Source organism: Nocardia sp. CWNU-33 (assembly GCF_046764895.1).
Taxonomy (GTDB): domain Bacteria; phylum Actinomycetota; class Actinomycetes; order Mycobacteriales; family Mycobacteriaceae; genus Nocardia.
The window spans coordinates 34,222-48,065 of sequence record NZ_JBKOQN010000022.1 but is presented as its reverse complement, the minus strand read 5'-3'; the positions used below and the strand labels follow the sequence as shown (position 1 = coordinate 48,065).

Genomic DNA, 13,844 nt, shown 5'->3' with positions numbered 1-13,844 from the left:
CAACTGTGCGACAAGGTGTGTGGTTTCGGGAGATGAAGTTGCGAGTTGATCTGGCCGGAACCTCCAAGTGTGTTCATCTTGGTTCAAACGAGAGATAGGGGCAGCAGTGGAGCTGAGCCAGCGGGACCAGATTCGGTCGGCCAACGCTGGGCTGCGCTCGGCATTGGATGCGATCCAGAACGAGTTCGACCGTGAGATCGATGAATTGGGCGAGATCCAGCACAAGCTGGCCGCGATGAAGGTGCATGCGACGACACCGAACAACCTCGCGCGGGTGACTGTGAATGCGTCCGGGGTGGTGACGGAGATAGCCATCGCCGATGACGCCTACCGTCGAAGCACACCGCAGCAATTGACACGAGACCTCAATACCGCCATCCGTGGTGCAGTCGAGGCGGCGGCCACGGCCCGTGCGGCGGTGCTGGCGCCCATCACGTCGGTCATCGACGGGATGGCAGATCTCAACGAAATGGTGCCGGGCGCAACGAGTTTGCGGGATTTACAGGCGATGCTGTCCCGCGCAACTCTCACAGCACACGAGCAATCACGTTGAGCTGAAAAGATCGTGGAACCAAAGGCGCTGCCGCAGCGTCGAAGTCGAAGACTGTCCGAAACCTGATGTGGGAGTGCGAACATGGCTGAGCTGTGGGCTGATCCGGACCGACTGCGCGCAGTAACACCGCAGTTCGAGCAGCTGGGTGATGATGTGAATTCGGCCTTGGAGCAGCTTCGGCAGGGTATTCAGTCCGAGGGGCGCTGCTGGGGTGAGGACAAGCCAGGACAGCAGTTCGAGCAGAACTATCCCCAAGGGGACGGCCAGGGCAGCGTCGGGGAATGCCTTGCCGCGCTGGCGAACCTGGCGAAGAAGCTGAAGACAACCGGTGATCACATCACCACCGCCGCCAACGGGCTCCAAACCCAAGATCAACATAACGCCGACCAGTACCCGCCGCTGTAGGGACAGACATCCATGACTCTGTGGTTCCCGCAGCTTCCGGGCCCTCTGGGATGGCTCGAGGACTTCCTTATCGGTCATTGGCCCGAGGGCGACGAAGACGCCATGCGCCGAACAGCCGAACACTGGTCGAATATGGCCAATGCCCTGCGGGAACTGGAGCGTCCCGCGGATCAAGCGATGAACACGGCCTTGTCCGCCATCGACGGCAAGATCCACGATGCGATGTCCACGTACTGGCAGGATGTCGCCGGCGGGGACGGCAGCGATCTGCAGGCCCTCATCAACGCCTGCGACAGCTTCGCTCAACAACTCGAACACGGCGCCACCGATATCGAATACACCAAGCTGTCGATCTATTTCTCGTTGGCCGCGATGGTGGCGATAGCGTTCGTACCCGGTATCGGTGAGCTGATCGACGTCGCTGCTGCTGCCGCCGTCAAGCTCCTCATCCGAAAGACCGTGCAGGAGCTGCTCAACAAGCTCGCTGTCAAGGGTGCGATGTTTCTCGCCGAGCGGGTCGGTCTGGAAGCAGCCAGCCGGTTGGGCGCGAATGCGGCGTCGGAACTGGCCGTAAAAGTTGGTACGCAAGCTCTCGGCGGCTCGGCTTTCGGCTCGGCTTTCGGCGCAGGGACGGATCTGGCCGCCCAGGGTGTCCAGATCGCCGAAGGTAATCGCGAGGGCCTCGACTTGGGCTCAGTTGGCAGGTCCGCTGGCGCAGGGGCAGTTGCTGGCGCGGTGGCGGGGCCGATCGCGGCGAAGTCGGGCGAGAGTCTGGCCAGCACGTTAGGCACCGACCTCGGATCGAATTCGCTGAGCGGAGTGCTGACCCGCGCAGTGGGTGCAGTCCCCGGCAACATCGCCGGCAACACCGCTGCCGCAGCGTCCGGAGGGGATATCGATTTCAGCACCGTTGCCGACGGCGCAGGTGCCGGATTCGGTCGCGCCAAACCACATGAGGTTCTCCCTACGCATGCCGAGACCGGACCATCGGGCGGCACCCACATCGAGTCCCCCCGTGAATCCCCCATCACAGCTGGCAGCGAACAACCCTCAACAGCCCCCGCATCCACACCGGCGAACCAAACCCACACCGACACAGCGCCCTCGTCCAGCACAACACACCCAGAGGCGAGCGCCTCGTCGGCTGCCGCGACCACAACAGGAGTCCCGGACACCCCAGGTCAGACTTCCGCTTCGGCGGCCAGCCATGACAATCCGACTGCGCCCCAACCCAATTCCGGAAGCACCGGCCATTCCGTCGATACCCGTTCCAATTCCTCTGACTCATCTGCTCCGCCTGCTGGCAACACCGGAGGGCAATCGACACCCGACCGCGCCCCTGTAGGTCAGGCACCGTCCGCGGCTACTACAACACCCACGCCGGACCGACAAAACGTGCAAGGACCAGCGACACCTGCGTCCAACGCGGCCATCCCCGGCGGCGACCGTCCCATGCCAGCAAATACGGCTCGGACCTCCACAGACATCCCCCAGCGTCCAGAGGGCGCACCCCGATCAGAGACGCCTGCCCCTACCGATCGCGGCACGACCGCGCAGCGCCCCACCGAAACCCCTCGTTCACCCGGCAGCGTCGACACCCCGGAGCGGACGACGGCAACACCCCCAGCGCGTGAAGCCACCGGCAATACACCGCGTCTCGACTCTGGAACGCACCAGCCCACTGACCGCACACCCACCAATGGGACCGGTGACCGGTCACCACACCCGACCCCAGCAGCCAGCGGACCCGATAGCCACCCGCCAGGTCCACGTGACACCGCGTCGCCGCCTCGGGAGACCGCAAAATCGGAGCATTCGCCCAGCGCGGACACGGGACAACGCATCGCGCCCCGCTCCCCGGAATCTGTTACGAACCGTGCGCCCACCGCCGATCTCAATACACCTGGCGCGGACCGCAATACAGAGCCCCGCAGCCACCGTGCACCTGGCGACGATCCCGATGGTGGCCCACATCGACGAGCCGCCGATCCGTCGGACCGGCCCGACGGTACAGAGCGTCACCCACTTCAGCCAGGAGTTCGCGGCACCTCGACAGGGGGCACGGGCGACCACGCGCCGCAGGTCGTTGCGCACCTGCCTTCGAGTGGTGACATCCGTGGAGGTTCTTCGACATCAGGTGAGCGCCGTTCCGACTCGCCACACCCGGATTCGACTGATCACGCGCTGCGTGAGGCCGCCACACCAGACGAACCGGGCGTGTCCTATTCGGGTGGGGCGGTCCGGCCACGCGACGACTTCGCGGCGTTCGAATGGGCCGATAACGCCTACGACCATTTCCGAGGCGACGACCGTGATATCGCCGACATTGCCAGTGTTCTCGCCGACCATCCGCGTGACAACGGGGCGCACTTCACACACGACGATGTCCAGCAGATCAAGAACCACCTGTTCCGCGAAGAACATCCAATCCAGGACTACGACGGAAGCGTCGCACACCGACGCTATGACGCGGACCCCGATATCGCCGAAGCATGGATACGATTGCGATCCGGTAGACCGGACCCTGCCGATATCGTGCTGCTCGAGCATGAATTGGCGAAGTCGAACTACTATCGCGACAACCCAGGGGCGCTCTATCAAGAGGCACACGCACATGCCAACGTCGACCACAACTGGGCACAAGTTGCGGCACCGCGCAGCGGCGAACGCTACGACACACTATGGGGACGACACGATGGCGTTACTGATCTACTACAACCGAATCAGGACCGACCCGAACGAGGTGGAATACCGGTTCGGGGAGACGAGGGACAACCTCGATCGAGTGCTGACGATCGACACGACGAACAACACCGCCCGCACGGACCAACCGGAGGACGTGATTTTCCGGTCCGCGGCGGGACAGATCATGCTCCGGGCCAAACGCGAGAAAGCGTGGCCCCAGAACGGGGTAATCGCCTCCTAGCCGACGGCGGCGGCGAGCGCCGCGAGACACCGGTCCTCGAACCGGTCAATAACCCATCTCGGCGCCTGGATTCGGCGACAGAAGCTGATGCCGACCCGTCTCACACGCGGCCCGATGCTCGCTCCGAGCACTCCGAAAATGGTCCTCTCGCAACAGAGCACGCGCCGACACCCACTCGAGCCCCGTCTCTGGAGCCGCCACCGCACCGTCAGGGCTTCGACCCAGCAGTCCACAAATACGTCGCGAGATTCGACGACGGCCGCCTCATCGCCATAGACCCGTTCTATGGCGGCGAATACAACCCTCACATCGGCCGCTACCAACCCACCTCGCAAGAAATCGCTGCTGCCCGCGCCCACCCACCGGGCGAGAGCCCACACGACATCCAGGTGCGCAACTGGCTCGACGCCCAGCAGCAACTGCACCCCCACGATGCTGCCCCGGAGTCCCAGCCTTTGGCGCCGCACGAGCCGTGGAGGTCGTCGCGGGCGCCGGAATCCCTGCCGCCGACAGCTCACGCACCGACGCACGAGTCGACGACATCGCATCCTCCGACAACGCCTGACCTGGCGCAGCCGCGACAGTCTGTGTCGCCGGATCATTCATCGGCCGTCGCGCCTGCGCCCCGCACGCCGTCGATACCGCACCAGCATCTACCGGAACGCGGCCCGCATCAGGCCATACCGCAGGAGCATCCCCACACTGCGGCGCCACCGACCGAACATCCTCATAGCCCGACGCCCCCGCTAGCGCCCGAGTCCTACACACCGGTCCAGCCGACACCCCCACGGCATGTCGGTCCCGCGGACCAACCATCGCCGCACCCGGATTCGCGCGTACCGCAGCAGCGCGGTCCGCACGCACACGCCCCAAATGATCCGCAGCATCAAGGCAGAGCACCGATGCCGGATCAGCCCGGACCACAACAGGATCCGCGCATCCAACACCACGGAGACGACGGAGCGGATCTCTCGAATGCTGCCCGCGAGACTGCGGCGGACCTCCGCCGAGCACAACAGTGGGCTGTCGACGCATATAACGCCATCCGCAACGCGGACGATGTGGGCCGGATCGTCTCGAGCCTCGAAAGTGCCCGCCGCCCTGACGGATCGAGATATACCCCCTCGATGGTCGAAGCGGTCAAGGATTACCTTTTCCACCAAGAGCATCCGCTGCGTGCAACCGACGGCGGCCTCATCAATGCACGTTTCGAGGCCAACCCAGATATTGCGGAGGCGTGGATCCGACTTCGGTCCGGTAGGTTCACCGACTCTGATCTTCTCCTGTTGGAGCACGAACTAGTCGAACACCTGCACTCGGTGGAAAATCCTGGTGCCAGCTATGCAGACTCGCACAGGGCCGCGAACGAGGTCGCCAATTGGGAGCGAGGACGCCTTGCATCCAGTCCCGAGGATTACACATGGGACGGACCAGTCCACGAAAACGACCGCAGTCATGCCGAGTCCGACTCACATCTTGACGGTCGACGTCCGGTGCCAGGCCAAAGCGGCAGCGAAATGCAGCCGCCGGGCGGACACGAACCCAACAGTCCGTACCAGATTCCAGGAGAAACCAACAACCGCCCCGACCCGGCAATACCCGAGCGGGACAATCTAACGCCACCGGCGGGCATGTATCGCGGAGACGATGGGTGCCTGCGTATGCCGGGAGACCCTCTCAATTCCTGGCGCGATCGCGAAAAAGGCAGGTTGCACGACTTCAGTGATCCGCCGGGCGTCTTCCGCGACAAGAACTATAATCGGCACGACGAACAAGGGTTTGCCAGAAATCCCGACCTAGAAAACGATAAGAAGATCGTCTTTCCCGCAATCCCGGAAGGCCCCAAAGAGTCCTACAAGGTAAAAGACGAAGAGATTGCAAAAAAGATTCAGCTGGAGTCCGCCGAGCGCCTGAAACAGCAGGCCGCCCGCGATCCGGCTGCGCAAGAACTCGCCAGGCTCATCCCGAAGTTCAAGGATTTCGGAATATCAGAGGTTCGTCAACTCAAGGACAGCGAACTCGGCAATGGTGTGATAGAAAAGCTGGAAAAACAGATTCGCGAACATCCGAACCTCAGCCCAACGGAAAAGCTGGAGCGGTTGACGGATGTGAGGGATCTCGAGAACAACGCCAGGATTTGGAATGCCCAGGGCGTTGAAATGGTGAACACCTCGAAGGGGATGGGCGACCTGGGTGGTGACGCATATTTTCACGACAAAGAGATATTTCCGGACGGGGTGCAGCTAACTCCTTTCGAGGGCGCTGCCGATGGCAGGGATATGGCCGACAGGCTCTTGCTCGTACCCAAGACCGACGCAACACCAACCAAGCTCATCAATGGCGAGCACAAGGGCGTCGGCTCCGAACTCGGTTCCGCAAATACCGAACATGGCCGCGCGCAGCAGATGTCTCCTGAGCATACGTCGAGAACCTTGGCTATCGACCGGAATCTCATTACCATTTTCAACGAGACCCCCGCACAGATGAAGGCTCGCGGTCTCGATCCGAACAGCCCTGAGGGCATTGCGTATGTAAAAGCCCGGGACGAATTAATTCAGGCGCACCGAGACGGCACCCTGGTAATCGAGAACCACAAAGTTCACGTCGATATCAACGGCAATGTATCGGTAACCAAATACAGCCAAGAACGTTATGGCGAGCCGGTTCCTGTGCTGATCCTTGGTGGCATCGAACGACCTCCTGTTCGTCTGCCTCAGCTGGTAGTTGAAGTGGAACGCGAGCTGGTTCGAGAACATGCCCTCGGGAACGCACGCATACTTGAGGGCTTGTCTCCGCGTGAACGGGAGGTTGTCGACCTAGTTACAGAACTAGCGCGTGACAACCGCATGTCAGATTCCCTAGCGGCAATGCAACATTTTCAGATGCGCGAGTCGTTGGAGACCATCAATCAAGCAGTAGAAAGAGGGCTATCACTCGAGGAAAGAAGCCAGCTGGTCGCGGCCGCGAAAGCGCGTTTGATTCGGATGCAGGAACTGGAACTTGCGCGCAGCTTGGAGCTCGTCCAGCGTCTGGACCTCGGCTCCGATTCTGCAGTAATCGAGAAAATCCTGGAACTGGATATCGTAGCGCGAGATATACCGGTAATAGCAAATATCGAAGCTGCCAACCGAGAGATAGTCAAAGATGCGCAGGCCAGGGTTTTGGAATACCGGGATCCGCAGATGAAAGAGCGCTCACGGTTCATCGCCCATGTACTCGAGCAGGTTCGCGAGATGGATAAGGCCTTCACGCAAGGCAAGGAACCAGACCTGGCCATGGTCCGGGCGAACCACGATCTTGTGCAAGACGCGATCAAGGTTGAACGAGAAAATGAAGCTCGCGCGCTCGATGGATTGGGGCTGGACCCCGGCCATGCCCGGCAGGTCACCGAATCGATCGAGGCAGTGCGGGCACGTAACTTGGAGCTGGCACGCGAAGAATTTGCACGAGAAATAGTTCGGCAAGAACATAATCGCACGGTCGGCGACAGCCAAGTTTTGCAATTGAGTCGTGAGCAGGTGCGAACAATGGATCTCCGGACGTACGCGCTCTGCCTCGAACTCGAACCAACCGGTTTCGATCCTCAATCGCGGACTTTCACCTACGAGCCGCCTGGGCAACCACCCGTGCGAGTCCCCTACGACTCCATGGCGCGCCGTAATGCGGACGTCATCAAGGCCATCGAGCGCGGGACACCCGTCCAAACGGTCGAAGTCGATCTACTGGTCAGCGCCAGCCAAGGCCGGACAGCGTCGGAGTCCGTGAGTGCGCGCGAGCGCGAAGACGACCGACAAGAGGCTCAACGACGCGTAGAGATGGTGCGCGAGGAACGCGCACGCGAACAAGCTCGCGCCGTGGAGCGACTAGGCAGAGCGCGTCCCTGAGCGGGGGGCATGTGCAGAGTCGCATCGTGATGACGGTTCCGCCGAGAACGGAACCAAACGAAGTCCGGCGATAGGAATAAGGTGAATCCATGACGGGATGGCGTGCGCTGACCGATGACGAGATAGTCGAATTGACTACCGGCTTGCGGTCGTTGGACTGGTCGTGGCAGTTGCAAGATGTGCCCGCGATAGCGGCAAGGTTCGGCTGGCAGGTATTGGTGACTCGCCCGGATTGGGTCATGCTCGACTGCGGTTTCGGGCTGAGCAGCGGTGCGGTAGAAGGTCGCGACGGGGTAGTCGAGTCCATCAAGTTGATGGTGACCGACTCCGCAAGCGAGGACGCGGCCGGCCGAGCATTGGTGCGTGACGCGTTCGTCAGTATGGCCGACACCATAACCGGCGCCTTCGGCGAACCAACCGCCCGCATACCGGGGGATGTCGCTCAAATCCGTTGGGCTTTCCCGGAAACAACATTGCGCCTGAAGAATCTCGCGCATACTGTCCAACTGACGTATCAGACGAACGCCTCGCTGGCCGCTCTCGATAGATCCATCGAATTCGAACGGCAGGGCCTGGTATGACGGGTTGGGCGGAATTCACCGAGCGACTGGCCGAGCAGTTAGCTGTACTGCCCGCAGGCGCGATTGTAAAGATCGTAGAAGCGGGGCTCCCCCCAGGCCACCAACGGTTCGCGCAGTTCGCGCAGACCGACAGCGAGCTACTGGCCGAATTGGTGGGCGATGAGTCCCTCGAACCCACCGCACGGCCTGATGAAACGGGACATCGCCTGATCGCCGAGACAGGCTGGCAGGAACCCGATGCCGACCACGGCCCCTACTGGTGGATCGAACTGCCATGGCCTGTCAATTCAGCCATATACCGCCAGTTGGCGGCAATGGTGGTGACTGGACTCCGTGACGCATTCCGAATCACCGACCCGAGGTCCTTGACCTACACCGCATGGAACAAGAACGCGGACGAACGCGACCTTCACCTGCCACTGCTCGGGCTGGCACGTCAGGTTTGATCGGTCGTTGTGTGAGCTTTCGGGACAAGAAGGGCGTGACATTGGCACTATACGCAGAAATCGAGAAAGTTGACGAGGACGAGGAGCGTGTTCGCTACCGGTACACGGATATACAGGGCAGTCAGTACACTTTGGTCCTGAACAAGGCCACAGAGGTAATCGCATCGGAGAACGGAGCCGACGATATGCTCTATCGGGCCGTTGCGAGAAAGATCGCAGCTGCGTGGCTGGACAGCAAAGCCACGCCCGAGCGCCTCGTAGTGCAGTCGTGAAGGCAACATCCGGAGGCCTCGAATGAAACTGATTCGGCGGTTTCGCCTGGTCACAAGTGGTCGGCTCGATCAAGTCCAACTCGAGGAACTTCGAGCGATCATCGGTCTTGCCCCATCGGGTGCTGCGGACGATGCAGTAGGTAGCGAATTGGGGTTCCGAATCCGAAACCACCCGCGATACCCGTCAATTCGCGCATCCACTATCACGCTGCTGCGCACCGGCGCTGATGAATGGTCCATCACCATTGATGCCCTCCCCTATTTCGACATCGCGACATCGATCGGGCTCGTCGAAGTCGGCTGCCGCGCGGCAGGACTGACTGTCATCGGTCGGCATCTGTCAGCGGACGCGGCGGTCAGCGACGCAACGCCCAGCGCTGCCTCGCTGGAGCGCGCACGCAAAAATCTAGAAGAAACCAGCACGCAAATGTGGGATGCGACCCTCACATTCGCCATTACACCGCCAGCCGAAGCACCGCAAGACCGCATCACTTCCGAAGACGATGTGACATTCGACTACGCGGCGGCCACCGAATTGCTGTCGACACGCCACGCAGGCCGACCTGCGTCGACCCCCCCCTTAGTCGCCAGCCACATATCCGTCGCGCAGCCCACGCCGCGACCAATCGGATGGCAGGCGTTGTCCAACAACGAGATCGCCGATCTCGCCGAGAAACTGCGCACTCTGGTCTGGTCATGGCGGATGGACGATCTGCTGCGCTTGGCGATCGTATTCGGTTGGCGCGAACCCCAGATCCACTCGGCGGACTGGGTTCAGTTCGGCGCCGGTCTCGGCGCGGATACCGTCGACATCATCGGCTTCGATGGCGACGCGGTACGCGTAGAAGTCACCGTCAGCACCCAGGCGGCTGATACGCCGGACGGCCGCGTCAGCACATTGGCGGCTTATGCCCGGATGACGGACGTTTTGACCGGATCTATCGGCGAACCGACCGATCGCCTCGACGACAGGGTTTCCGAAATCCGCTGGACCGGTCCGCAAACAACCCTGCGGCTGATCGATTTCCAACACACGGTCCGGCTACAGGTGGTAACCAACGACTGGCTCAGCGCCCTCGACCAGGGGAGTTGACAACGCCCGTCGACTAGCGAACGTCGGTCGTCCCACATGCGGGCTTTGCCATTGCCGATATCGAGCGGCTCACCTGTGAATGATGTCAACGGCATGCCAATCATGATCACTTTCCAGCAGGGGGCGTCGGAGGAGCAGGTGAAGGTCTGGCAGGCGTAGGGAAGTCATGATTTAAAGCGCATCGCGCGGGAACGGGGAGAAACGACGGAATAGGACCGGAGCCGGTTGCACCGCGCCGGGTCCGGTCGACCGCCCGGTAACGCCATCGACGTGTCTACCGGAACCTATCTCATACAGGCTGCACCCCAACCGGAGAAGACGTCGTCCCGGGCAGTCGATCTCGCGCCGACGCGCGATCTGCCTACCCAATTCCACGAACCAGCGAAGCACGTCGAAGTCGGCCCTGAGCATTTCCCCTCTCTCGTGGATTTGCCCAGCTCTCCGCCCTGGTAGTCGTATTTGCGTGTGATCTCTCGCCAGACTCGCCCTGTGCTGCTGTGACAGCGTCGGACCGAGATTGATATCCGTGATGGAGAGGTAAGGCTGTTGGAGCTGGTCAGCGGATTTGAGCGAGATGGGTGATCTGTTGGGCGAGCTCACTGTCGCCGATGGGGGTGAGGGTCATGTTGTGACCGATGGTGAGCAGATAGCGGCCGTCGTTGGTGAAGTCGAGCCATGTGCGGTGTTGTGGTGGCGGTGACATGGGGTCTTCTGGGTTCACCGTGATGGTGAGGTAGCCGCGGGCGTCGATGGGGCGGCGTAGCACTTGCCGAAACCGTTTGGCGCTGCGGCTATTCTCAGTTTCCTGCCACTGCCCGGGATCCGGGAACAACACTGTCTGCCGCGGCTCGCACATCGCGTCAAAGGTACCTACGGGTGCCGAGCCGATCGCGGTGAGCAGGTGTTTGGCGACGTTACGGGCGTGACAGGACACTACTGTTACCGCGTCGACGGTCGCGAGGACGGCCGCGCCCCAGTCGGAGAAGGCTGCCCCGAGAGCCAGGATCGGGTTGGGTAGGCGCTCGCCGTCTGCGAAGCGGTCACCGAACATGGCGATGGTCGTGACATCGGTACGGGCAAGAAACGTTAATGTCCCGGTCAGGTCCGGGTCGCTGTTGGGCGAGAACCGCTCGGCAAGTTTCAATGCGGCCCTTGCGCTTTCGGTACCAACCGTGCCTCGAGGGCCGAGGTTGATCGGATAGGGACGGCGATCGCGCCTGGCCTCGACCGCCCAGACGTGAGTGAATTCGTCCGGGGTGAATACCCACCGCACTACTCGTCCCCTCGCGGCCTATTCTCGGTCTTTCTCGGTGGGAGTGGCTCGTCATCGGTTGCGTTCCAACCGATCACAGCGGGCAATACCGGATCGACCTGGTCGAGCTCCTTGTACTTGCGCCGCAAATAATCGGGGCTGCCCTTGCCGCGGTCGGAATCTGAACCTTGCCCACGCCCGGCCCCCGGCATCCCGCCCATCGGCGCAGACGAGCTGCTTGTCGTCGGGCGGGCACTGGTGGGGTTGGTTGGGTTGGTGCCGGTAGGTGACTGCGGTTGCCCAGGAACCGTGATCCCCGGTCCGCCTGCACCGCTGCCGGGAGCTCCTGGGGCGTTACTGGTGCCCCGAGGTGAGCCCGGTAAGCCGGAGCTGTGTGATCCGGGGGTGAAAGGCATTGTGCTCGACGGTGATGCCTGCGTTGTGTTCGTAGGGTTGATGCCCGCAGGAAGCGTCGATGTGTTCGAGGTCGACGACGGTTTCGCTGCGGTGGGGTCATCCAGCGACGACGACTTCGTCTGTGTAGGCGTCGATGGGCTGTCTGGTTGCGAATTTTCGCCACCAGGGTGCTCAACTGGCTTCCCGTCATCGGTTTCGTCTTTGCCGGGCTCGCCGGGACTAGCGTCACCGTCGACCGGACGGGGATTACTACCCGACTGCTGATTGTCATCGCCAGGGCTGACCACACCGGGGCCAGGCGGCAGCGGAACGAACCGGGGAACACTGTCACCTGACGCGGGCAGGGTTGGATTATACACGAAGTTCATCGTGTCCTGCGCGGTCGCCTCAGCATCAGCTGCTGCAAGGTTGTACGCCGTCCGCCGGTCTGCTCCATCCGCGGCCTCCTTTGCCGGATCGGAATCCTCCTGATATGGCGGGGGCGGAGGCGGGATCGCAACTTTGACCGTTTGCGCGGCGCTGGAATTCAGGTCCATCAGGCGCTGAACCGTCAGGGCGGTGTCGTGCTGGTCTCCTCCCGCGCTCACGAACGCGTCGGTCGCCTGCTGGGCAGTCGAGGCGAATGCGCCCGACCAGGAAGCGAATTCGCTCTTCACCTCCCGAGAGAATGTGTCGAACAGTTCGTGAAGCTTGTCGGCCCGCTTGCTCCACTCGCTTGCGATCTGTGCCATCGCACCGGGATCCAACTTCTCGTGCACCAGATCCCAGATCTGCTGATGCCTGTAGCCGTCGAACGACTCGCGATCGGGAACATAAGCCGGATCGACACCAGAGGACCCGAACCCGCTCACATGAGCGAGCTGGCTCTGGTGCTGTCGAATATCGTCAGCGATCTCTTTGCTCGTCCGTCTACCCACGACGTCCTCCCGATTCAGATGTCCCCGATACGCGGAATGATCCCGCGCACCAAATCGACCATTCCCGAACATCTTTCGGGTGTCGGTCCGTCGATCAAGTATGAGGCGATGACCCGATCGAAGTCGACGTAACCCACCTTGGTCTGCAGCACAACATCGCAAGCGGTGCGAGGCGCCTGCGGCCGCACGATCAACGCAGCGTGACCATCGATGGTCGTGTCCTCGATCTGAGCGCCGTCTGCAGTGAACTTCGCACGGCCCTCATTCAAGGTTCGGTTGCCCGACAGGATGCCCAGGCTGTACACCTTGTCCGCGGACTTGAACTCGCAGCCCAGGAACGTGTACTCGGCGTGGATGTCGGTCGACCTCTTGCGTGAACGCGGGTCATATCCGAGATGGTTGATCGTGTCGTCATCGATCCAGGTACAGGGGTCGAAAGCGACGTCCGGGCGGTTCTGGTTCTGCTGCTTCGGCGGCTGCAGTTCGGGCGCGGTCAACGTCGGAAGCGGTGGCCGGCCGACCGTGCTCGCCGCAGTCGAGCCTGATCCCGATGCCGACGCGGCAGGGGAAGTGGCCACCGGGTTTCCAACATCTGACGAGGTGCATCCAGCTGCCATCAACGCGCCCGACACGAGAATCGAGACCGCCGAAGAACGGAGAAACCCTTTGTGTCGCAACGCTTTTACTGCCGTCATGAGGGATCCTCGATTTGGTCGGCCGCGACTTTGATCGCTGCTCGGTTCGCGGCGTCGGCTTCTTCGAATTGTTTCCCGGCTGCCAAGTAGGCAGCTTTGTACCGCAAGACTGTCTCCTGGAGAGCGGTCAACGTCTCGATGTACTCGCGCCCTTTGGCACTGAACCCCTGGGCCAGAGCATGTCCTGAGGGAAGATCAGGAAAACCCGTCACATTGGTGAGGAGCGAGGCAGCCATGATCTCGTCTTGCAATCCTGCCGCCAGCCTGTCACAGGAGGATGCGAGCCGTGTTGCGCCTTCTGATGGCATCTCGAATGTGCCAGTCGCGGCCGCATCGTAGGCAGCTTGGGCGTTCTTCTGCCCCTTGTCCGGTAGCGCCATGACCGCATACCCCCTCCGGTCTC

11 protein-coding genes are annotated in these 13,844 nt (G+C 61.9%); 7 read left to right on the top strand and 4 right to left on the bottom strand.

Annotation, left to right across the window (positions count from 1 at the left end; all coding sequences use genetic code 11):
• Window positions 1-106: 106 nt before the first annotated feature.
• From ACLMAL_RS26410 to ACLMAL_RS26380, 7 genes are all read left to right on the top strand, one after another.
• Entirely contained in the window at window positions 107-553 is a 447-nt protein-coding gene (locus tag ACLMAL_RS26410) for a YbaB/EbfC family nucleoid-associated protein (protein ID WP_412001544.1), read from the top strand.
• An 81-nt stretch (window positions 554-634) separates the two neighbouring features.
• Complete coding sequence (locus ACLMAL_RS26405) at window positions 635-958, top strand: WXG100 family type VII secretion target (protein ID WP_412001543.1); 324 nt, start codon at window positions 635-637, stop codon at window positions 956-958.
• 12 nt (window positions 959-970) lie between these two features.
• A complete protein-coding gene (locus tag ACLMAL_RS26400; protein WP_412001542.1) occupies window positions 971-7,768 on the top strand; it encodes a hypothetical protein in 6,798 nt (2,265 codons plus the stop codon).
• 89 nt (window positions 7,769-7,857) lie between these two features.
• Entirely contained in the window at window positions 7,858-8,349 is a 492-nt protein-coding gene (locus ACLMAL_RS26395) for a DUF6301 family protein (protein WP_412001541.1), read from the top strand.
• Window positions 8,346-8,795: a TY-Chap domain-containing protein gene (locus ACLMAL_RS26390; RefSeq protein ID WP_412001540.1), complete on the top strand. Its 450-nt coding sequence runs from the start codon at window positions 8,346-8,348 to the stop codon at window positions 8,793-8,795. Before ACLMAL_RS26395 ends, ACLMAL_RS26390 begins: the two co-directional genes overlap by 4 nt.
• Before the next feature lie 11 nt (window positions 8,796-8,806).
• The gene (locus ACLMAL_RS26385; protein WP_412001539.1) at window positions 8,807-9,067 is read left to right on the top strand and encodes a hypothetical protein; all 261 of its coding nucleotides are present in this window, start codon (window positions 8,807-8,809) and stop codon (window positions 9,065-9,067) included.
• Between the two features lie 148 nt (window positions 9,068-9,215).
• Complete coding sequence (locus ACLMAL_RS26380; RefSeq protein WP_412001538.1) at window positions 9,216-10,160, top strand: DUF6301 family protein; 945 nt, start codon at window positions 9,216-9,218, stop codon at window positions 10,158-10,160.
• Between the two features lie 556 nt (window positions 10,161-10,716).
• Here the strand turns inward: ACLMAL_RS26380 and ACLMAL_RS26375 are convergent.
• The 4 genes from ACLMAL_RS26375 to ACLMAL_RS26360 form a co-directional block, all read right to left on the bottom strand.
• Window positions 10,717-11,433 (bottom strand): ESX secretion-associated protein EspG, encoded by a 717-nt coding sequence (locus ACLMAL_RS26375; protein ID WP_412001537.1) that lies wholly within the window; start codon window positions 11,431-11,433, stop codon window positions 10,717-10,719.
• The gene (locus ACLMAL_RS26370; protein WP_412001536.1) at window positions 11,433-12,560 is read right to left on the bottom strand and encodes a hypothetical protein; all 1,128 of its coding nucleotides are present in this window, start codon (window positions 12,558-12,560) and stop codon (window positions 11,433-11,435) included. Before ACLMAL_RS26370 ends, ACLMAL_RS26375 begins: the two co-directional genes overlap by 1 nt.
• Before the next feature lie 200 nt (window positions 12,561-12,760).
• A complete protein-coding gene (locus ACLMAL_RS26365; protein ID WP_412001609.1) occupies window positions 12,761-13,363 on the bottom strand; it encodes a DUF3558 domain-containing protein in 603 nt (200 codons plus the stop codon).
• A 74-nt stretch (window positions 13,364-13,437) separates the two neighbouring features.
• On the bottom strand, window positions 13,438-13,821 hold the full coding sequence (locus ACLMAL_RS26360) for a hypothetical protein (RefSeq protein ID WP_412001535.1): 384 nt from the start codon (window positions 13,819-13,821) through the stop codon (window positions 13,438-13,440).
• Window positions 13,822-13,844: the final 23 nt, after the last annotated feature.

Bases quoted from the DNA above. Each gene is read 5' to 3' on its own strand.
- ACLMAL_RS26360 (WP_412001535.1), bottom strand. From the start codon at position 13,821: ATGGCGCTACCGGACAAGGGGCAGAAGAACGCCCAAGCTGCCTACGAT.
- ACLMAL_RS26390 (WP_412001540.1), top strand. From the start codon at position 8,346: ATGACGGGTTGGGCGGAATTCACCGAGCGACTGGCCGAGCAGTTAGCT.
- ACLMAL_RS26400 (WP_412001542.1), top strand. From the start codon at position 971: ATGACTCTGTGGTTCCCGCAGCTTCCGGGCCCTCTGGGATGGCTCGAG.
- ACLMAL_RS26395 (WP_412001541.1), top strand. From the start codon at position 7,858: ATGACGGGATGGCGTGCGCTGACCGATGACGAGATAGTCGAATTGACT.
- ACLMAL_RS26370 (WP_412001536.1), bottom strand. From the start codon at position 12,560: ATGGCACAGATCGCAAGCGAGTGGAGCAAGCGGGCCGACAAGCTTCAC.
- ACLMAL_RS26365 (WP_412001609.1), bottom strand. From the start codon at position 13,363: ATGGCAGCTGGATGCACCTCGTCAGATGTTGGAAACCCGGTGGCCACT.
- ACLMAL_RS26405 (WP_412001543.1), top strand. From the start codon at position 635: ATGGCTGAGCTGTGGGCTGATCCGGACCGACTGCGCGCAGTAACACCG.